Origin of the sequence: Hyphomicrobium sp. (genome assembly GCF_035548195.1) — a bacterium.
In the GTDB taxonomy this organism is placed as follows: domain Bacteria; phylum Pseudomonadota; class Alphaproteobacteria; order Rhizobiales; family Hyphomicrobiaceae; genus Hyphomicrobium_B.
Window position 1 is genome coordinate 187,676 of record NZ_DASZTY010000035.1, and the last position, 19,768, is coordinate 207,443.

Annotated in this window: 17 protein-coding genes and 1 pseudogene; 10 read left to right on the forward strand and 8 right to left on the reverse strand. The window is 59.5% G+C overall.

What is annotated here, in order from left to right:
• Positions 1–10: 10 nt before the first annotated feature.
• Together glpD and VHB22_RS14490 are read right to left on the reverse strand one after the other, a co-directional pair.
• Complete coding sequence (gene glpD, locus VHB22_RS14485; protein WP_325457687.1) at positions 11–1,504, reverse strand: glycerol-3-phosphate dehydrogenase; 1,494 nt, start codon at positions 1,502–1,504, stop codon at positions 11–13.
• Between the two features lie 64 nt (positions 1,505–1,568).
• Complete coding sequence (locus VHB22_RS14490) at positions 1,569–3,494, reverse strand: sodium:solute symporter family transporter (RefSeq protein WP_325457688.1); 1,926 nt, start codon at positions 3,492–3,494, stop codon at positions 1,569–1,571.
• A gap of 529 nt (positions 3,495–4,023) precedes the next feature.
• Here VHB22_RS14490 and coaBC point away from each other — a divergent pair.
• The 5 genes and pseudogenes from coaBC to VHB22_RS14515 all read left to right on the forward strand — a co-directional run bounded on the left by coaBC (position 4,024) and on the right by VHB22_RS14515 (position 9,148).
• Positions 4,024–5,268 carry a bifunctional phosphopantothenoylcysteine decarboxylase/phosphopantothenate--cysteine ligase CoaBC gene (coaBC, locus tag VHB22_RS14495; protein ID WP_325457689.1) on the forward strand — a complete coding sequence of 415 codons (1,245 nt, stop codon included), beginning with the start codon at positions 4,024–4,026 and terminating at the stop codon, positions 5,266–5,268.
• Positions 5,265–5,732, forward strand: a pseudogene (dut, locus tag VHB22_RS14500) (dUTP diphosphatase); the annotation flags it as partial. The gene coaBC and the pseudogene dut, both read left to right, overlap by 4 nt.
• A gap of 242 nt (positions 5,733–5,974) precedes the next feature.
• The gene (gene cysK / locus VHB22_RS14505; RefSeq protein WP_325457690.1) at positions 5,975–6,976 is read left to right on the forward strand and encodes a cysteine synthase A; all 1,002 of its coding nucleotides are present in this window, start codon (positions 5,975–5,977) and stop codon (positions 6,974–6,976) included.
• Positions 6,977–6,993: 17 nt separating this feature from the next.
• On the forward strand, positions 6,994–7,830 hold the full coding sequence (locus VHB22_RS14510; RefSeq protein WP_325457691.1) for a HesA/MoeB/ThiF family protein: 837 nt from the start codon (positions 6,994–6,996) through the stop codon (positions 7,828–7,830).
• Positions 7,831–7,924: 94 nt separating this feature from the next.
• Positions 7,925–9,148 (forward strand): site-2 protease family protein, encoded by a 1,224-nt coding sequence (locus VHB22_RS14515; protein WP_325457692.1) that lies wholly within the window; start codon positions 7,925–7,927, stop codon positions 9,146–9,148.
• 4 nt (positions 9,149–9,152) lie between these two features.
• Here the strand turns inward: VHB22_RS14515 and VHB22_RS14520 are convergent, their stop codons facing one another.
• On the reverse strand, positions 9,153–10,151 hold the full coding sequence (locus tag VHB22_RS14520; RefSeq protein WP_325457693.1) for a D-glycerate dehydrogenase: 999 nt from the start codon (positions 10,149–10,151) through the stop codon (positions 9,153–9,155).
• 185 nt (positions 10,152–10,336) lie between these two features.
• Here VHB22_RS14520 and VHB22_RS14525 point away from each other — a divergent pair, with 185 nt between their 5' ends.
• On the forward strand, positions 10,337–10,930 hold the full coding sequence (locus VHB22_RS14525) for an SH3 domain-containing protein (protein WP_325457694.1): 594 nt from the start codon (positions 10,337–10,339) through the stop codon (positions 10,928–10,930).
• 24 nt (positions 10,931–10,954) lie between these two features.
• Here VHB22_RS14525 and irrA read toward each other — a convergent pair whose 3' ends face one another.
• Positions 10,955–11,395, reverse strand: coding sequence for an iron response transcriptional regulator IrrA (gene irrA / locus VHB22_RS14530; protein ID WP_325457695.1), 441 nt, complete (start codon positions 11,393–11,395; stop codon positions 10,955–10,957).
• 265 nt (positions 11,396–11,660) lie between these two features.
• Here irrA and fabA point away from each other — a divergent pair, with 265 nt between their 5' ends.
• The 4 genes from fabA (at position 11,661) to VHB22_RS14550 (ending at position 15,389) form a co-directional block, all read left to right on the forward strand.
• Positions 11,661–12,185: a 3-hydroxyacyl-[acyl-carrier-protein] dehydratase FabA gene (gene fabA / locus VHB22_RS14535; protein WP_325457696.1), complete on the forward strand. Its 525-nt coding sequence runs from the start codon at positions 11,661–11,663 to the stop codon at positions 12,183–12,185.
• A gap of 64 nt (positions 12,186–12,249) precedes the next feature.
• Positions 12,250–13,482 (forward strand): beta-ketoacyl-ACP synthase I, encoded by a 1,233-nt coding sequence (gene fabB / locus VHB22_RS14540; RefSeq protein WP_325457697.1) that lies wholly within the window; start codon positions 12,250–12,252, stop codon positions 13,480–13,482.
• 132 nt (positions 13,483–13,614) lie between these two features.
• Positions 13,615–14,493, forward strand: a complete 879-nt coding sequence (gene fabI, locus VHB22_RS14545) for an enoyl-ACP reductase FabI (protein ID WP_325457698.1) — start codon at positions 13,615–13,617, stop codon at positions 14,491–14,493.
• Positions 14,494–14,543: 50 nt separating this feature from the next.
• The gene (locus tag VHB22_RS14550; protein ID WP_325457699.1) at positions 14,544–15,389 is read left to right on the forward strand and encodes a glutamate racemase; all 846 of its coding nucleotides are present in this window, start codon (positions 14,544–14,546) and stop codon (positions 15,387–15,389) included.
• A gap of 113 nt (positions 15,390–15,502) precedes the next feature.
• On the opposite strand, the gene pnp is transcribed toward VHB22_RS14550, so the two are convergent.
• From pnp to rbfA, 4 genes are all read right to left on the reverse strand, one after another.
• Positions 15,503–17,704 carry a polyribonucleotide nucleotidyltransferase gene (gene pnp, locus VHB22_RS14555; RefSeq protein ID WP_325457700.1) on the reverse strand — a complete coding sequence of 734 codons (2,202 nt, stop codon included), beginning with the start codon at positions 17,702–17,704 and terminating at the stop codon, positions 15,503–15,505.
• 172 nt (positions 17,705–17,876) lie between these two features.
• Entirely contained in the window at positions 17,877–18,158 is a 282-nt protein-coding gene (rpsO, locus tag VHB22_RS14560; protein ID WP_325457701.1) for a 30S ribosomal protein S15, read from the reverse strand.
• Positions 18,159–18,369: 211 nt separating this feature from the next.
• Complete coding sequence (truB, locus tag VHB22_RS14565; protein WP_325457702.1) at positions 18,370–19,290, reverse strand: tRNA pseudouridine(55) synthase TruB; 921 nt, start codon at positions 19,288–19,290, stop codon at positions 18,370–18,372.
• 49 nt (positions 19,291–19,339) lie between these two features.
• Positions 19,340–19,744 carry a 30S ribosome-binding factor RbfA gene (rbfA, locus tag VHB22_RS14570; RefSeq protein ID WP_325457703.1) on the reverse strand — a complete coding sequence of 135 codons (405 nt, stop codon included), beginning with the start codon at positions 19,742–19,744 and terminating at the stop codon, positions 19,340–19,342.
• Positions 19,745–19,768: the final 24 nt, after the last annotated feature.

Here is a 19,768-nt window from a genome sequence, read left to right on the forward strand (position 1 = left end):
AACCGGCAGCTCAGAATTTATCAAGATAGGCCTGGATCGTATCGGAGGCGCGCACGCGCTCATCGGCGTCGAGATGCAGGCCTGCTTTCGTTCGGCGCCACAACACGTCTTCGGCTGTCACAGCCCATTCCTCAGCCTTGAGATAAGCAATCTCCGCTGATCTCAGTCCGGCACCGATGTCTTCACCGAGATCGCACTCGGATGTTGCGCCATCGATGATACGCGAGGTCCTCGTGCCGTAGCGACGGGCGAGCCGCAAGAGATAGTGCCGTTCGAATCCGGCGTTGGAGCGAGCGAATGCGCTGAACCACATATCGAACGTTTGATCTTCGAAATCGCCCCCCGGCAGCGCGACAGTCGATGTTAGGCTCACGGGCATCGCCGGAAAGTACGGCGCGATCAGATCGAGTGTCGCTTCGGCAAGCTTGCGATAGGTGGTGATTTTGCCGCCGACCACATGCACGATCGGCGGCGTTCCGACGGCTTCGAGTTCCAGTCGATAATCGCGCGTGACGGCAGACGCAGTCTTGCTGCCATCATCGTCCAGCGGACGGACGCCCGCGAACCTCCAAACGATCTGCTCCGTCTCAAGCGGCACGCGGAGATAGCGATTGACCGCATCGAGCAAATACAGCTCCTCGGCAGCACTTGTGCCGACGGCTCGCGGATCTCCCGTCAACGGCTCCTCGGTGGTGCCGATCAACGTGTAATCGTTCTCGAACGGCAGGGCAAAGACGACACGGCCATCCGCATTCTGAAATGTATAAGCGTCGTCGGCTCCGGCGATGCGCGGAACGACAATGTGACTGCCCTTGACTAGCCGAACGGCATCCGCCGCTGTCTTTCGCGCGCCGTTAGCAAGCCTTGCGACGTTTCGAACCCAAGGTCCGGCCGCATTGATGACGACGCGCGCCGCAACCTTCCCGCAACCTGTCTCTAAATCCCAAACATCGCCTTCCGCCCTCAAGCTCTTGACGGGCGATCGCGTCTCGATGCGCGCACCGGCTTCGCGGGCGGCGATCGCATTGGCGACCACCAGCCGTGCATCGTCGACCGCGCAATCCCAATAGGCAAAACCGCTTCTCATGTCAGGCGACAACGGTACCCCAGCAGGATCCACACGAAGGTCGACCGTCTGCGATCCTCCCAACGTCTGGCGCGCCGCCAGATGGTCGTAAAGGAAGAGCCCGGCGCGGATCAGAATCCCCGAACGCATCCCTGGCACGCGTGGTAGAACGAACCGCATCGGGCGAATGAGATGCGGCGCTTTCGCAAGCAGAACTTCACGCTCGGCCAGCGCTTCTCGAACTAAACGAAATTCGAAATGCTCAAGATACCGGAGGCCGCCATGGATAAGTTTTGAGCTTGCCGATGAGGTCGCGCCAGCCAGATCGGCCGCCTCCGCGAGCAGAACCTTCAGGCCGCGCAGAGCCGCATCGGCGGCAATGCCGGTACCATTGATGCCGCCGCCAATGACGGCCAGATCGTAGATTTCATCCGGCATCCATCAGGCGCCCGTATCGCTGTCGACAAACGAGCTTAGATGACTCGCCTTCCCGCGCGAAGGCTCAACGCTCCGCAGTCCGTTTCCGGTTTCTGAACAGGAGACTGATAACGATCGCGATGACAAAACTCACCGGCACCGCAAGCAAAACGATGGATGCGGGCTTCAGGCCGCCCCAGTTCGCCACTGTCGCCGCCTGTTCGCGCAGCGCCGACCAGGCGACCGCCTGCGCCTGAGGATCGTGCGCGGCTAAGAACGCAGCGTTGAGATCCCTGAACTGGTCGAGAGCCTCCACCCCCGCGTCCGACAGCGCACCCGATAGGCGCGCCATTTCAACGGGCCAGACGTGAACACCCAGAAGATAAACGAGCGCAAGCCCGAAGCCCACGAGCATCGCAGCGATAGCGCCCTTCGAATTCATATGCCGCCAATGCAGCCCGAGTACGATTGGCGTGAAAAGACCGGAAGCCAGCAGCGCGAACCCCTCGGCAAGGAGAAGTCCGCTGCCTATTGTTTCCATGCACGCGAGCACGACGGCGATGACCGAAACACCCGCTCCGAGACTCGCCGATCGGTAATCCAATCCGCTTCGCTGGGGCAGGGAAGCAGCCCGCACCTCGGTATCGACCTCTGCAAGCCCCGCGAGCAAAGCATGACCTACAAGAATCGCGGCCAGAACGATGCCAAACAGCAATGGATACTGCAGATGCCGTTTAACCCCGCCAATCAGCGGTGCGGCGACGACAAAACCATCCTTGGTAAAGTCGAGATCCTGAAGCCTGAGGAATCCGCGCTGCTCCGGCGCTTTCGTACAAGCGGCAGCAATGGCCGCCGGATCGCGCCAGCGCGCGCCGCAGATCTTGACCCACCCGAGCTCGCTCGCGCGGGCGACGGCTTGCGGAATTGCCGCCGTTTCTATGCCTCTCGCAAGGGCCTTTTCGAAATCGATCCGGCTGTAGACTGCAAGCGGTGACAGGCTTGCCGCAAGGACCGCAACGGCTGCAAGCGCAAAGGCGCTGCGGCGGACAGCCGTCCCCGGCGCAACGACGGCCTGGGAGACATGACGGCCAAGAAGGTGCGGCGCCGCGACGACACCGAATGCCACGGCCAACAGCAAACCGGCGAAGTTCCGCATCGACAGCTGCAGAAAGGGTGACGTCATCGGCGTCAACGCATCGACGTCGGCGAGCCTATTGGTGACAAGCGTCATGTTGAGCTGCAGATGATTTTCGAGCGCCGCTCCGAGGGTGAGATACGGAACGGTCCAGCCGCGCGCATGAGCCGCGAGGGCAACGAGCGTGACCAGCAGTCCAATCAGGACAGCCAAAAAGCCGATCCCGGCGGCTTTCCGTATCTGCAGGATGCTGCCGACGAGCCAGACGGCCGCGACGCTTAGGCCCACGGCCGTCACAGCCTCAGACATTTCGATATGCGCGAGACTTTGAAGAGCGTAGGCACCCGCCTTGAGGTTGGCAGCCAAGAGCAACACGGTTGCAACAGCCGTGATCAGCATCGCGAGTCGGCGCGGCGCGACGCTGCCATAACGGAAAGCAAAGAAACCGCTGATCGAACGCGCTGGATACAGTACGAAACGTGGTGCCACGAGGATCGTAAGCAACGTCAGGCCCGCAACCAATCCAAGAGGAAGCGCCAGTCCGTCATAGCCGAGCGCCGCTATGAAGCCGGTGAAGCCGAGAAGCGTCGCCGCACCGACAGCTTCGCCCGCAAAGGCCAGCGAAGGCCACGGGCCCTCCCCCGAGACTTCTCCGCCCGCACGCCAGGCGTAAGCAAACGCCAGCGCGGCCAGCACAACGAACACGCCCTGCGCCGTAATCCAGAAGCCGAGCGGCAGTCCGCCTAGACGAAAGAAATTAAGCGTAAGCGCCGAAAGCGGGAGTGCAATTGCGAGGACGAGCCAAACCGCCAGGGCTAATAAAATGAGACGAGGCGAGGGTCGGCTCGCACCGGAAATATCCCCAAGGCGGCTCATCTCTGCTTTATGCCCCCGATCGCGTCTTGATGCGTTATTGCCGCGAGAAAGACGCCTCGATCAAGGCGTGACCCACAAAACAGGTGCAGAATTTTTACGCGGACTGCCGGAAAAATGAGATCAGCTCCGGCGCGATGGCGAGGACCCTACCAGCTCTCCGACGAAAAGGCCGCAGCCGGATCATCTCTTCCCGGATTAATCGGCCACTTTGGTACCCGACAATGAATTGGGGTGGGCCGCAGAACGGCGCCACCCCAATAGTTTCGTCCCTAGACTTGGACCATTATTCGTTTTTCTTTGAAGCTTGCGGCCGGTCCGAAAGGCCTCAAGCGCGCGCACCATGTACCAACATTCATTCTGCGTCAAGTCACCGCGCGACATAAAAAATTTGGCGTAGAGCGCACAAATTTTTATCACAAGCCACGGTCTACCTGCACCTTCGCGAGGCCCTTAATCCCGGCCCCTCTTAACTTCCGCCAAAGCGAATTGTGCTACTGTCCGCCTGCGTCCAGGATCGGGTTTTAATAATTTGTCATCGGCGAAGCGTATCCTTCTGATCATCGGCGGCGGCATCGCCGCCTACAAGTGCTTGGACCTCATTCGCCGCCTACGCGAACGCGGATATCATGTGCGCGCCGTCCTGACCAAAGCGGCCCAACACTTTGTCACACCGCTTTCGGTTGCAGCCCTGACCAATGAGCGCGCCTTCACTGACCTGTTCGATCTTGATGACGAAAGAGAGATCGGCCACATCCGCCTGGCCCGCGACCCCGATCTCATCGTTGTCGCACCCGCGACCGCCGATTTGATTGCACGCATGGCCGGCGGACACGCCGACGATCTCGCAACGGCAATTCTGCTGGCAACGGATAAACCCGTACTTGTCGCCCCGGCAATGAACCCGCACATGTGGCTCAACCCGGCGACGCGCCGCAACGTCGAGCAGCTGAAGCGCGATGGCCGACTCTTCGTCGGTCCCGCGATTGGCGAAATGGCCGAGCGTGGTGAAGCGGGCCCCGGTCGGCTCGCCGAAGTCCCCGATCTTCTTGCCGCCGTGGAATCGGCGCTCGATGCCACGTCCGATACCAGGCCCGATCGAGGTCCGCTTGCCGGCCGTCATGTTATCGTGACCAGCGGACCGACGCACGAGCCCATAGATCCCGTGCGCTATCTCGCAAACCGCTCATCGGGGAAGCAAGGCCAGGAACTCGCGATTGCCGCAGCGAATCTCGGCGCCGACGTCACGCTTATATCTGGCCCGGTGAGCCTTCCGCCGCCCGCAGGCATTCACGTCGTCCGCGTCACAACGGCCTCTGAAATGCTGGAAGCAGTCGAGGCAGCTTTGCCTGCCGACATAGCGATATTCGCCGCCGCCGTCGCAGACTGGCGCATCGCCGAACCCCACGCAGAGAAAATGAAGAAATCTGCAACCGGCACAGCCCCAAATCTCAAGCTCAGCGAAAATCCCGACATCCTGAAAACGGTTGCGCATAGGAAGAAAAACAGGCCCGATCTGGTCATCGGCTTTGCTGCCGAAACCGGCGACATCCTCGCCCACGCCAAAAAGAAGCTGAAATCCAAGGGCGCAGACTGGATCGTCGCAAACGATGTCTCTCCGCAGACCGGCGTCATGGGAGGCGAGCGGAATACGATCCACCTGCTCACCGATGCCGGCATTGAAAGCTGGCCTGAGATGAGCAAAGCCGACGTGGCGGCTAAGATCGTAGACCGCGCCGCCAGACGCCTTGTACCGAAGCGCGCGGCCGCCGAATGAAGCGGCCCCATAAGCCCAAAACGGTGGCAGTTAAAGTCCGGCGCCTGCCGCACGCCGACGGCTTGCCTCTGCCGGATTATCAGAGCTCTGAAGCCGCGGGTTTCGACCTTTTGGCGGCGGTGGCCAAGAAAACACCCATCACGTTGTCGCCGGGAGAGCGCAAGCTCATCCCGACCGGTCTGATTTTCGAACTGCCGTCCGGAAGCGAAGCGCAGGTGCGCCCGCGATCCGGTCTCGCCGCCAAATTCGGCATCACCGTGCTGAACAGCCCCGGCACCATTGATGCCGATTATCGAGGCGAAGTGTCCGTCATCCTCATCAATCTTGGAAACGAACCGTTCGCAATCAAACGCGGCGAGCGGATCGCGCAGATGATCATTGCCCCTGTTACACGCGCGAAACTCCACGAAGTTACAAAGCTCTCCGCAACCAAACGAGGCGCCGGAGGTTTCGGCTCGACCGGAATTAGCGCGACATCATCCTCAACAGCGACGAAGAAAAGAAATGCGGTTGCGGCGCCCCGGCCTGATGCGCAACGTGAATCTCTGAAGAAAAGGCGGAAACGCTTCCCCTAAGCTGAAAAACGCTATGCATATTAAGGCCTTGCAATTTTCCGAGAGCACTTGAGCGATGCCCTCGAACCTGCGACAAACAACAACCACATCCCAATATGCGCGAGCCGCAAATCCAACCGTCGAGACAAGCCATGACCAAGACTCTTGAGATCAAGACACTTGAGGCAACGCGCACGTGGGGCCGAGGACGCGTCTATGACAGTATCGCCGAAACGATTGGACACACGCCACTCGTACGCCTGTCGAAGATCAAGGCTGCGGCCAACCTCAAGGCCGACATTCTTTTGAAACTTGAATTCTTCAATCCGCTCTCCTCGGTCAAAGACCGCATCGGCGTCGCGATGATCGATGCTCTCGAAGCCGAGGGCCGGATTACGCCGGGCAAAACAGTGCTCATCGAGCCGACGTCCGGCAACACCGGCATCGGGTTGGCGTTCGTGGCAGCGGCACGGGGCTATCGGCTCATTCTTGTGATGCCGGAAACGATGTCGATCGAACGGCGCAAGATCCTGACACACCTGGGAGCCGAGCTTGAGTTGACCCCCGGTCCGGGCGGCATGCCCGCGGCCCTCGCACGCGCCGAGGAACTGGCCAAATCCTTCCCTGATGCCCTGATCCCCGGCCAGTTCGATAATCCGGCAAACCCGCTCGTTCACGAAAAAACGACGGCCGAGGAAATCTACAACGATACAAAAGGCAAGGTTGATGCGCTCGTCATCGGCGTCGGCACGGGCGGCACCTTGACCGGCTGCGGCCGCGTTCTGAAGAAACGTATTCCCGGTCTCAAAGTCATTGCGGTCGAACCGACGACCAGCGCTGTTATTTCTGGTCAGCCTAAGGGGCCGCACAAAATCCAAGGTCTCGGCGCGGGCTTTATCCCGGGCAACCTCGAAACCGACCTGATAGACGAGGTCGTGACCGTATCGAGTGAAACCTCATTTGAAGTTTCGCGCATGGTCGCGAAAGTTGAAGGCATCCCCGGTGGCATTTCGACGGGCGCCAACGTCGCCGCAGCCATGTCTGTCGCCGAGCGGCCGGAATATGCGGGCAAAACCATCGTGACATTTGCGCCGTCGTCGGCCGAGCGTTATTTCTCAAGCGAGCTTTTCCTCGATCCGCAGGCGCGGAGCTAGGGTTCGAAGGGTTACAAATGCCGACGCTGACCGCAGAAGAGGTGCAACGCTACAAGCGTCACCTCGTGCTGCGCGACGTTGGCGCACCGGGCCAGCAGAAGCTCAAAGCCGCACGCGTGCTGGTGGTCGGCGCTGGAGGCCTCGGATCGCCACTCTTGATGTATCTTGCGGCGGCGGGCGTCGGTACTATCGGCGTCATCGACGATGACCACGTCTCGCTGGATAATCTACAACGACAGATCATCCACGGCACGCCGGATGCGGATCGCCCGAAAGTCGAAAGCGCACGCGATGCCGTTCACCGCATAAACCCGCTGGTAAACGTCGAAACGTATGCCGAGCGTCTGACCGCAGAGAACGCGCTCGATCTTATCGGCCGTTACGACATCGTGGCTGACGGTTCGGATAATTTCGCGACACGCTATCTCGTATCCGACGCCTGCTACCTCGCGAAACGGCCCCTTGCTTACGCGACACTGGGCGCCTTCGACGGCTACGTCTCTCTATTCAAACCTTACGAAACGACGAAGGACGGCACGCCTTATCCGACATTGCGCTGTCTTTTCCCTGAACCGCCGCCGGAAGGACTCGTCGCGAACTGCGCCGAAGTCGGCGTGCTTGGACCCATCGCTGGCGTCGTTGGGACGCTGCAGGCAACTGAGATGGTCAAGGAAATCCTTGGCATCGGCAACAGCCTTGCAGGCAAGCTTCTGATTTACGACGCCTTGGCGCCGCGTTTCGAAATCGTATCGATCGGCTGGGATCCTGATAACCCGCTCTCCGGGAATATGCCGACGATACATGACCTCTCGATCCATCGCGGACAAGGCAGGCGCGCCTGCGCCGCCGAATAACAATTGGCGTATTCGAAAAAAATTACCCACGAGCAGGCTCGCCCGTATCGCCATTCCGTGCGTAAATTAACGTCACGAACCGCAGGAGATACGCGTGCTGCCGCTATTCGCGAACGTCGCGTTCTTGTTCAAAGAGCTGCTCCGCATTCCGTTCGATGTCATGGCCGGCATCGAACGGCGGATTTATGTGCTGTCGAGCGTGGTCAACGCCCCGAAGGACATTTGCTGGTCCGTCGTATCGGCGCACAAAATAAAACTTGAAAGCACGCCGCCGATGGAACTCGATACCGAGCCCGATCCGCTGCGGCCAGGTGTGTTTTCCGGCGTCTGCCGCTTCGGCGACCGTGCCCTGCCCTTCGCCTACCAGGTGCTCGAAGAACGGCCCGGCGAAGCGATCATGCTGCGTCTGCTGATGAGCGAATGCGATCCAGTCTACCGGCTTGGAGAAGACTACGTCGGTGCAGTCGCGGTTTCTGGTGACGACAAACAGGCGACGATAACGAACAGCTGCGAATTAACTCATAGAAAATTCTCAACGCGGCTGATCATGCCGCTGACGATACTGCGAGGCTCTCAAAGCCTGAAGCGCACCGCGGAAATTCGCGCAGGCAACAGCCATCGCACACCTGCCGATCAAATCAAAAGCGCCGGGATTACGGGTGCTTTGACATTCGCGAGCTTCTTCGCCCTCTTTGGCGGTTCGATTGCAGCGAGTCTGCTCGCCGTCATCTTCATCCATGAACTCGGTCATATCATCGCGATGCGATGGGCAGGCATCCCTGTTCGCGGAATTTATTTCGTACCCTTCTTCGGCGGCGTCGCTGTCGGCGAGAATTTCGGAACGGCAGAAGTCACGCGTGGCTTTGTGGCGCTAATGGGCCCAGCGTTCAGCATGCTGACGACGGTTCTGTTCGTCTTTCTAAGCAACCAAAGTAACGATCCATTTCTAGCAGACCTCGCGCTCGTCAGCGCTATGTTGAACGGCTTCAACCTTCTGCCGGTCTTGCCGCTCGACGGCGGACGCATTCTGCAGGCTTTAACGTCGCGGATTGCGCCGCACGCCGCGCGCATTGTGCACGCTATAACGCTCTGCATCGGCATCGGTCTGGCGGCGTTGTCCGGAGACTACCTGTTGCTCGGATTGATTGTGTTGATCACGCCCGCGGTCCTCAGCACCGCAGCGCGCGGAACAAGCACGCTTCGACCTTTATCGCTCAACGAGCTTGGGTGGCTCACGGCAGGGTATGCTGCGACAGCGACGTTCTACGTCACGGTTGCGTTGAACCTCTGGAACGAAACACCGATCGTAAGCGATTAAGCGCCTACAGCATCGCAGCATGAACGCGATCGGGCGGCGCATGCCCGTCAGCGTAGGCCTTGATGTTGATGATGACCTTCTCACCCATGTCGATACGGCCTTCGAGAGTCGCTGAACTCATGTGAGGCAATGCAACGACGCGGTCCGACGCAAGGAGCCGTGGATTGACGGCAGGCTCGTGCTCGAACACATCAAGACCCGCACCCGCGATAGCTCCCGTTTCGAGAAGCCGCGCCAGCTCGTTTTCGTCGATAATCTCGCCACGGGCCGTATTGACGATATAGGCCGAAGGCTTCAGCAGCTTGAGGCGGCGGGCCGATAAGAGATGATACGTGCCGGGAGTGTGCGGACAATTGACCGAAACGATATCGACGCGCGTAAGCATCTGATCCAGGCTTTCCCAGAACGTCGCTTCGAATTCTGCTTCAACGTCTTCGGGCAGGCGGCGGCGATTGTAATAATGGATCTGTAGGCCAAACGCCTTGGCCCGGCGCGCAACCGCACGCCCGATACGGCCCATGCCGATAATTCCAAGTCGCTTGCCGTAAATGCGGTGCCCGAGCATCCAAGTCGGCGACCATCCCGACCACTTCGTCGCGGGGTCGCGCATGTAGGCAGCACCTTCCGCCAGCCTGCGCGGCACGGCAAGAATAAGCGCCATAGTCATGTCGGCGGTATCTTCCGTCAGCACGCCCGGTGTGTTGGTAACAAGAATACCCCGGTTGCGGGCGGTATCGAGATCGACATTATCGACGCCGGTGCCGAAATTGGCGATCAATCTCAGACGCGGCCCGGCTTGTGTCAGCACCGAACGGTCGATGCGATCCGTAACCGTCGGCACGAGAACGTCGGCCATTTTAACGGCTTCAACGAGTTGCGCTTGGCTGAATGGCCTGTCGTCGACATTGAGCCGCGTGTCGAATAATTCGCACATGCGCGTCTCGACGGCGTCAGGTAGTTTGCGTGTGACAACGACGATCGGTTTTTTCAGTGGAGCAGGCATTCGCTTTCCGTTGCACAAATGCGGCTAAGATCGGCGCAGGGCCAAGTCCGCTTGAGAAAGTGCGGCCCCGTGTCTATCAGATGGCCTTCGCGAAGACAAAGTGCTGATTCACTCTGCCGGTCCACAGACGGCATTTATGGCCCAAATCGCATTCTTCCCCAAGTTAGGCCCACGAAACGCTCCCGATGCTCGAATCGTTTTCCTCGACCTTGAAGCGCACGTCACTCCTTTCGCGCGCTCGAGCCGCTTTTGTGGTCGTTGCCTACGGTGGGACCATTTTAGCAGCGGCACTGATCCCGTCGGGCGCTCAATCGGGAGAGTCCTCCGCTCCGACAGGCAGCGGCTTGCCCGTCCCCCGTTTCGTCAGCCTCAAATCCGACCGGGTTAATCTTAGAAACGGTCCAGGAACGGACTATCCGACTGGCTGGGTCTATCGTCGCGCAGGCTTGCCGCTCGAGATCGTGAAGGAATTCGACAACTGGCGCCAGGTCCGCGACGCGGACGGCGCCACAGGCTGGGTCCTGCAATCGTTCTTATCCGGACGTCGGACGGCGCTCGTTCTGCCGTGGGAGCGCAAAACCGGGACCCCGCCACCTCTGGTGCCTATCCGATCGAGCGAGAGCAATTCCGCACGCGTTGTTGCAAAAGTTGAGGCCGGCGTGATTGCCGATCTGCATACCTGTGACGGCCGCTGGTGCCGCGTGACCGTCGACGACTACAGCGGCTATATCCAGCAGAAGAAACTTTGGGGCGTCTATCAGGGCGAGACGATCAAATGAGGCAGGGGACGCGGTGCCTGGTCTTCATTGATCCTTTGCCAAACGGACGACCACGTCCACATGCGTGATCTTCATGCCTTCGGGCGGCTGCGGCAGACCTTCGACACGAATCACATCGCTTGGGATGTCCATCAGTTCGCCGGTGCTTTCGAGCAGAAAGTGATTATGATTGGACGTGTTGGTGTCGAAGTAAGCCTTGGAGCCTTCGATCGCGAGTTCGCGCACCAGACCGGCACGCTTGAACTGATGCAGCGTGTTGTAGACTGTCGCCAACGAGACGTGCTCTCCCAGCGCCGCAACCTCCGCATGCAACTGCTCGGCGGTCACGTGTCGGTCGCCTGTCTCAAACAAAAGGCGGCCCAGCGCGAGACGTTGCCGCGTTGGGCGCAAGCCCGCCTGACGCAGCTTGTCGGGTATCGTAGCGCTCGGTGCAATCTCAGGTGCGAATGGCAAATTCTCGGACATTTCTGTTTGAACAACCGTGCTGACGTTCCCACGTTGCACCCCATATGGGGCGACGCGTCGCTAACACAAACTATAATCGCATGGTCGAAAACCCGCAACTTGCGACAAAAATCCATTATTTGCGTCCAAACCCAGCCGTTACAACGCCGTGGCGGGCTATGCTAGGCGTTACGCCAGGGGTGTGTTAGGAGCCCAGGAAACGCGCGGTTGGCGGGGAAAAGCCGTTTAAACAAATGCCCCGAATGGCTGCAAGACGAGGGATTACATGGCGGAACGCCGTTCCAACTACGAATTTGACGACCTTTTGGCATGCGCTCGCGGGGAGCTTTTCGGCCCCGGAAATGCGCAGCTGCCGCTTCCGCCGATGCTCATGGTTGATCGGATTAAAGAAATAACCGAGACAGGCGGTGCGCACGGTAAAGGTCATATCGTTGCCGAACTGAAGGTGGCAGGTAACGAGCGCTTGGACTGGCTCTTTGCCTGCCATTTCAAAGGCGATCCGGTCATGCCAGGGTGCCTCGGCCTCGACGCCCTCTGGCAATTGACGGGGTTCTTCCTCGGCTGGCTCGGCCTGACGGGCCAGGGCCGCGCGTCGGGCGTCGGCGAGGTCAAGTTCACGCGGGAAGTGACGCCGGACGTCAAGCTCCTCGAATATGTCATAGACATAAAGCGAGTAATCGCCCGCAAGTTGAAACTAGCCGAGGCTGACGGCATCCTGAAAGCCGACGGCGAAGTGATATACACAGCCAAGGACCTGCGGGTCCTACTCAAAACGAGCGAAGGCACTTAAGCGTTTGCGCGTTGTCCCGACACACCAGCGGGCGCGCAAATAAACCGCAGGAGATGACGAGCGCATGCGGCGCGTAGTTGTGACTGGAATGGGTGTTGTTTCCTCGATCGGAAACAACACTCAGGAAGTGCTTGCTTCGTTGCGAGAGGCGAAGTCGGGCATATCGCGCGCCGAGAAATACGCCGATCTCGGATTTAAATGTCAGGTCCACGGCGCGCCGCATCTCGAATGGGAAAGCATGGTGCCGCGAAAGCCGCGGCGATTCATGAACCCCGGCGTCGGCTGGAACTGGATCGCGATGGATCAAGCGATTCGCGACGCCGGACTAGAACAAACGGATGTCATCAACGAGCGCACCGGCGTCATCGTGGGGTCGGGAGGGCCTTCGACGCGAGCCATTGTGGAAGCCGCAGAGACAACGCTTGAGACCGGCAGTCCGAAGAAGATCGGTCCTTTCGAAGTGCCGAAAGGCATGTGCTCCGGGCCATCCGCAGCCCTCGCGACCGCGTTCCAAATAAAGGGCGTCAACTACTCAATCTCATCGGCCTGCGCGACGAGCGCGCATTGCATCGGAAATGCCACCGAACTGATCCAGTGGGGCAAGCAGGACGTGATGTTCGCGGGCGGCTGCGAAGAACTCGACTGGACGCTGTCGGATCTCTTCGATGCGATGGGTGCGATGTCGACGCACTTCAACGACACACCCGAAAAAGCGAGCCGCGCCTATGACAAAAACCGCGACGGCTTCGTGATAGCCGGCGGCGCCGGCGTCGTGGTTCTCGAAGAGTTCGAACGTGCCAAAGCTCGCGGCGCCAAGATTTACGGTGAAGTCACGGGATACGCCGCAACATCGGACGGATTCGACATGGTCGCGCCGTCGGGCGAAGGCGCCGAGCGCTGCATGCGGCTCGCCCTCAAAGGCTTCGACGGCAAGGGCTTGCCTAAAATTGATTATATTAACCCGCACGGCACCAGCACGATGGTCGGCGATGCGAAAGAGATCGACGCCATCCGCGCCGTCTTCGGCGGCAGCATCCCGCCGATTTCCGCGACGAAATCGCTCACCGGCCACTCGCTTGGCGCCATCGGCGTACAGGAAGCGATCTTCTCGTTGCTTATGATGAACAACCGCTTCATCTGCGAAAGCGCCAATATCGAAGAATTGGACCCGGCTTTCGCCGATATTCCGATTACCCGCAGTCGCATCGACAACGCTGAACTTAACTGTGTGATGTCGAACAGCTTCGGTTTTGGCGGCACCAATGCCACTCTCATCTTCTGCCGGCACGATGCTTGAGTAACGCCACGGCTCTGGGCTCACCCAGAATCGTGGAACGGCAGACGGGCAAAGGGTATGAGAGTATATAAGCGCGGCAGCGGCTGGTTTGACGTACGTGGACGTACTTTTGGTGACAAAACGAGGCTTCCAATGACCGACATCGATATTGCCAAGCCGGGCCCAATCATGGCGGGCAAACGCGGCTTGGTGATGGGAGTCGCTAACGACCGGTCGATTGCCTGGGGCATCGCCCGCGTGCTGGCAGGGCAAGGCGCGGAACTCGCATTCACCTACCAGGGTGGAGCATTCGGCCGCCGCGCGGTTCCGTTGGCTCAATCGCTCGGATCGAAGATCATCGAAGAATGCAACGTCCTCGACCTCGCGAGCGTCGATCGGGTTTTCGAGCGCGTCCAGAAGGAATGGGGCAGCATCGATTTCGTCGTACATGCGCTCGCCTATTCCGATCCGAAAGAATTAGCTGGACGCTATGCCGACACGACCCGCGAGAACTTCGTCAACTCGATGGTGATCTCGTGCTTCTCCTTCACCGAGATTGCAAAACGCGCCTCGGCCCTCATGCCGAATGGTGGTTCGTTGATCACGCTGTCCTACGGTGGCGCAACCCGATGGGTGCCCTCCTATAACGTCATGGGCGTTGCGAAAGCGGCGCTTGAAGCATCCGTGCGCTATCTCGCTGCCGATCTCGGACCGCAAGGTGTCCGCGTCAACGCATTGTCGGCTGGCCCTATGCGTACTCTGTCCGGTGCAGGCGTGTCGGACGCCCGCGTCATCTTCAATTATCAACGGGACAATTCCCCTCTCCAGCGGACGCCGACGCTGGACGAGGTTGCAGGCTCAGCACTCTACCTTCTGTCGCCGTTGTCGGGTGCTGTTACGGGCGAGGTCCACTTCGTCGACTGCGGTTACAATATGGTCTCGATGCCGTCGCTCCAGAGCCTGAAGGAGCAGGATACCGAAAGTAAGGACCGGGCGACGCCGAGCACCTCGCCGTCGGCCGCGGCCGAGTAGGCTTGCAAGATCGTTGACGTCCGCGAACGGCCGTCGCAAACACTCGGCTTATGATTGGGGTCTTTGATTCTGGGCTCGGCGGGCTCACCGTACTTCGCACGCTCACCGAGCGGTTCAGCGCGGTCCATTTTGTCTATCTCGCCGACCACGCCCACGTCCCCTACGGCAACAGACCCTCCGAAGAGATCGTTGAATATACGAAAGGTTGCGTCGAAGACCTGTTCGTTCGCGGCGCCAAACTTGTACTCCTTGGGTGCAACACCGCAACGGCGGTTTCCCTAAGACGGTTACAGCAGCAATGGCTGCCAAAGAGCCGATGGGCAGGAACGCACAACGTCCTCGGCATCGTCGCGCCGACGGTCGAAGCTGCCACGCAGACGCCCTGGGCCGTTACCTCTCCCCAGTACCCGCAGAAATATAACACCGATACCATAGGCGTTTTCGGCACCACCCGCACCGTAACCTCCGGGGTCTATCCGGAAGAAATTCGCAAGCGCTGCCCAAAGGTGACGGTCGTTCAACAGATCTGCTCGGGACTGGCCGGAGCGATCGAAGAAAAGCGTCCCGAACACCTCCTCGAAGAACTCGTCCGCGAAGGCATCGCAGGCTTGCTTAAAGAAACCGGAGGGATGCCGCCGCACCGCGCGATCCTTGGCTGCACGCACTTTCCGCTGGTCGAACACCTGTTTCGAAAACATTTGCCGCCATTTACGCGCATCCTGTCCCAGCCCGAGGTCGTTTCCGATAGCTTCGAAGACTATCTCGCCCGCCGAACGAACTACCTCGGTGGCGAAGAACGAGGAAAGTTGAGCCTCTTGACGACCGGCGATCCCATCGAAGTCAGCGAAAAAGCGCGCGTCTTTTGGCCCGGCGTTCCTTCCTTCGCACGAGCCTGAAACATCTGGCTTCTATCGAAAATTGCCCCGCACACGCTGAGGCCGCATATGAACAAAAAGGCCGCTGGAATGATCCAACGGCCTTTCGTCAATAGATAATATGATCGTTCAGATCAGTTGCGGTCGCGGCGCGGTCCACGGGGGCCACCACGCCCGCCTTCGCGACGCGGCGGACGGCTCTCGAAGACTTCTTCCGGCTCGCCTTCTGCGCGCGGAATTTCCTGGCCCGTCTCCTGATCGACGATTTTCATCGACAGACGCGTCTTGCCACGATCGTCGAAGCCCAGGAGCTTCACATAAACTTCCTGGCCTTCCTTCACGACCTCGCCAACCGACTCCGGACGCCCGGGCGCCAGCTGCGAGATATGGACCAGGCCGTCCTTCGCGCCGAAGAAGTTCACGAACGCGCCGAACTCCATGATCTTGACGACCTTACCCTTGTAGATCTGGCCGACCTCAGGCTCCGACGTTATACCGCGGATACGGGCGAGCGCCTTCTCGATCGACTCGCGATTAGCCGACGCGATCTTCACCGTGCCATCATCCTCGATATCGATCTTGGCGCCCGACTCCGCGACGATCTCGCGAATGACCGAACCGCCGGAACCGATGACTTCACGGATCTTGTCGACCGGAATTTTGATCGTCTCGATACGCGGTGCAAACTCACCGAGTTCCTCACGCGCGCCTGTCAACGCCTTCGACATCTCACCGAGAATGTGGATGCGGCCATCGTGCGCCTGATCGAGCGCGATACGCATAATCTCTTCGGTGATTCCGGTGATCTTGATATCCATCTGTAGCGACGTGACGCCGTTGGCCGTTCCGGCCACCTTGAAGTCCATGTCGCCGAGGTGATCTTCGTCGCCGAGAATGTCGGAAAGCACGACGAAATCGTCGCCCTCCTTAATGAGCCCCATCGCGATACCGGCAACAGGAGCCTTCAACGGAACGCCAGCATCCATCAGCGCCAGCGACGACCCGCAGACCGTGGCCATCGACGACGAACCATTCGACTCGGTGATCTCCGAAACGACGCGCAGCGTGTACGGAAATTCTTCTTGGCTTGGCAACATCGGATGGATCGCGCGCCAGGCGAGCTTGCCGTGACCGATCTCGCGCCGACCAGGCGAACCCATGCGGCCGACTTCACCGACCGAATAGGGCGGGAAGTTATAATGCAGCAGGAAACGCTCTTTCTTCGTGCCTTCGAGGCTGTCGATGTACTGCTCGTCCTCACCGGTTCCGAGCGTTGCGACGACGAGCGCCTGCGTCTCCCCGCGCGTGAACAACGCCGAACCATGCGTGCGCGGCAGAACATGAACTTCCGACAAAATCGGACGCACCGTCTTCAGATCGCGGCCGTCGATGCGCATCTTTGTCTTGAGAACGTCGCCACGCATGATGTCCATCTCAAGCGCCTTGAACGCGTCCGAGAGCAACACCTTTTCATTTGGATCATCGGCCGGAACCGCAATGCCCTCCGTAACGGCCTTTTTCGCCTCGGCGACGAGGTCTTGACGCTTACCCTTTTCCTTCGTCGAGAAGGCTTGGCGTAGCGTCTTTTCGGCGAGCTTCTTCACCTCACCCGCGTACTTACCCTTGTCAGGGATCTGAATGTCCCAGGGCTCCTTCGCTGCCTTTTCCGCAAGCTTGATGATCGCCTGAATAACGGGCTGCATATGCTTGTGGCCAAACATGACCGCTTCAAGCATCTGCGCCTCGGGAAGCTCTTTCGCTTCGGATTCAACCATCATCACGGCGTCATGCGTACCGGCGACGACGAGGTCGAGCTGGCTGTCTGCCATCTCGTCGATCATCGGATTGAGAACAAACTCGCCGTTGATGAGACCGACGCGCGCAGCACCGATCGGACCAAGGAACGGCAGGCCCGAAAGCGTGAGCGCCGCCGATGCGGCGACCATACCCAGAATATCCGGATCATTTTCAAGGTCGTGCGACATGACCGTCACGACAACCTGCGTCTCGTTCTTGAAACCTTCGACAAACAGCGGCCGGATCGGACGATCGATTAGACGCGACGTGAGCGTCTCTTTCTCGGTTGGGCGGCCTTCGCGCTTGAAATATCCGCCTGGGATCTTGCCCGCGGCGTACGTGCGCTCCTGATAATTTACGGTGAGCGGAAAAAAGTCGATGCCGGGTTTCACGGAGCGGGCTCCCACGACAGTCGCAAGCACTGTCGTGTCGCCATACTGCGCCATCACGGCGGCATCCGCCTGACGAGCATAATGGCCCGTCTCAAGCTTCAGCTTGCGGCCACCCCAGTCAATTTCGACTCGATGGATATCAAACATGTTGGATCTTTCGTTTTCGCTTTTTCTATTCGGTCGGACCTGTCCGGTGGCCTCGTGCCAGCCGAACATCTATCGCGCCGGCACTGGAAGCGCCGGCGTCGTTCTTGTTCTATCTCTGCCTGCTGATGGACATCGATCGGCCCCGTCTTGAGCGCGAGACGCGTCGCGCGGCTTAGCGGCGGATGCCGTTCTTTTCGATGATCTTCTGGTAACGCGCGTTATCCTTGCTCTTCACATAATCGAGCAACTGGCGACGCTGACTAACCATCTTCAGCAGGCCGCGGCGCGAATGATTGTCTTTTTTGTGCACCTTGAAGTGCTCAGTAAGTTCGTTGATGCGATGCGTAAGCACAGCGATCTGAACCTCCGGCGAACCGGTATCGTTGCCCTTCGTTGCGTTGTCTTTGATTACGGCCGTCTTCGCCTCACGGCGGTGAGGTGCGATCTGCGACATCGGTTGCTCCTTTCGAATTTGGAGTTTGATAAAAGCGGCCAGAGCCGGGATGTCGTCCAGCGGGGTCGCAAACGAAAGCCGCGCGAGCGTGCCAGCACCTCGCGCGGTCGGCGCTACTTATACACGAACCCCCGCCGAACGCGAGATTGAATTGCGCGATAAATTAGCATGAAATTTCAGTCGCTTGCTCTCACGCCGCAGGGCAGGCCCCTTACCCAAGATTGAAAACCCTCGTCGGATGCAATGCACCCTTGGCAAGCTCGCCGAGCGCGATGAGACGCCCCTTGGAAGTTGCATACGCAGGCCCGGAGAGAATTGGTGCATCGCGGCCGCGGATGAGTACCGTCTGGCCGCGCGCGAGGCTGGCGGCGTCCGACGGCGACACGAGCAGCTCCGGCAAATCCGCCAGAGCTGCCTCGACCGGCTGAAGTAACTGTGAAAGCTGTTCGGGATCATCTGCGTCGGAAGCAGCCATCAACGCCTCCATCGTCACCGCGGCATCTTCCTCGAACGGACCGACCTGCGTCCGCCGCAAGGCAATGACATGCCCATGGCAGCCAAGCAGCCGCCCCATGTCGCGAGCCAATGCCCTGACGTACGTTCCTTTGCCGCAACGAGCTTCGAATACGCTCGTGGCGTCGTCCGGCATTTCGATAAGCTTGAGACTGTCGATAAAAACCGGGCGCGCCTCAAGAACGACGGTCTCGCCATCACGCGCCAGATCGTACGCACGCGCCCCATCCACCTTGATCGCAGAATAAGCCGGAGGCACCTGCATGATCTCGCCGTGAAATTGCGGCAGCAGTGCTTCGATTGCGGCGCGGTCCGGACGCAAATCGCTGGTTTTGGTGATGGTACCTTCGGTATCGTCGGTATCAGTCTCCGCACCCCACCGCACCGTGAAACGATAGGCCTTCTCGCCATCGACGGCGAAAGACACTGTCTTGGTCGCTTCACCCAGCGCGATCGGCAGAATTCCCGTCGCCAACGGATCGAGCGTCCCCGAATGCCCGGCCTTCTGCGCATTAAAAATGCGCCGAACGATACCAACAGCCTGTGTCGAGGTCATGTTGATCGGCTTATCGAGCACCAGCCAGCCGTGGACCGGCAAGCCTTTCTTGCGGCGTCCCATCTAGTCCTCTCTCATTCCCTCTCTCCATCCTTCATGAAAAGAGGGGGTTTCAGTCTTTTTTCTCGATGTCTCGGCGCACTTTTTCGCTGTCGAGCAAGCGGTCGATGCGCGTCGCCTCTTCGAATGTTTCATCCTCGCGGAAGCGCAAATCCGGCGCGTAACGAAGATTGAGCGTATGCGCGACTTCGGCACGGATATATTTCTTGTTGCGCGTCAGAGCTTCAACGACGGGCTTCACGTCATTGCCACCGAGCGGCATGACGTAGACGGTCGCGAGCTTGAGATCGGGAGATAGCCGCACCTCCGGGATGGTGACGACGTGCGACGCCAGCACCTCGTCATGAATATCGCCGCGTGACAGCATTTCTGCGAGCTTATGCCGGATCAATTCACCGACGCGCAGCATACGCTGCGATGGCGCTTTCGCGCCCGAATGCGAAGACTTTCTTGTCATTCTCTTCCCGCCGCGGACTCGGAC

Coding starts and splice junctions, on each gene's coding strand:
- VHB22_RS14520 (WP_325457693.1), bottom strand. CDS start 10,151: ATGCCTGCTCCACTGAAAAAACCGATCGTCGTTGTCACACGCAAACTA.
- rpsO (WP_325457701.1), bottom strand. CDS start 18,158: ATGTCGCAGATCGCACCTCACCGCCGTGAGGCGAAGACGGCCGTAATC.
- glpD (WP_325457687.1), bottom strand. CDS start 1,504: ATGCCGGATGAAATCTACGATCTGGCCGTCATTGGCGGCGGCATCAAT.
- fabI (WP_325457698.1), top strand. CDS start 13,615: ATGACCGACATCGATATTGCCAAGCCGGGCCCAATCATGGCGGGCAAA.
- rbfA (WP_325457703.1), bottom strand. CDS start 19,744: ATGACAAGAAAGTCTTCGCATTCGGGCGCGAAAGCGCCATCGCAGCGT.
- VHB22_RS14510 (WP_325457691.1), top strand. CDS start 6,994: ATGCCGACGCTGACCGCAGAAGAGGTGCAACGCTACAAGCGTCACCTC.
- pnp (WP_325457700.1), bottom strand. CDS start 17,704: ATGTTTGATATCCATCGAGTCGAAATTGACTGGGGTGGCCGCAAGCTG.
- irrA (WP_325457695.1), bottom strand. CDS start 11,395: ATGTCCGAGAATTTGCCATTCGCACCTGAGATTGCACCGAGCGCTACG.
- VHB22_RS14490 (WP_325457688.1), bottom strand. CDS start 3,494: ATGAGCCGCCTTGGGGATATTTCCGGTGCGAGCCGACCCTCGCCTCGT.
- cysK (WP_325457690.1), top strand. CDS start 5,975: ATGACCAAGACTCTTGAGATCAAGACACTTGAGGCAACGCGCACGTGG.
- VHB22_RS14525 (WP_325457694.1), top strand. CDS start 10,337: ATGCTCGAATCGTTTTCCTCGACCTTGAAGCGCACGTCACTCCTTTCG.
- fabB (WP_325457697.1), top strand. CDS start 12,250: ATGCGGCGCGTAGTTGTGACTGGAATGGGTGTTGTTTCCTCGATCGGA.
- fabA (WP_325457696.1), top strand. CDS start 11,661: ATGGCGGAACGCCGTTCCAACTACGAATTTGACGACCTTTTGGCATGC.
- VHB22_RS14550 (WP_325457699.1), top strand. CDS start 14,544: ATGATTGGGGTCTTTGATTCTGGGCTCGGCGGGCTCACCGTACTTCGC.
- truB (WP_325457702.1), bottom strand. CDS start 19,290: ATGGGACGCCGCAAGAAAGGCTTGCCGGTCCACGGCTGGCTGGTGCTC.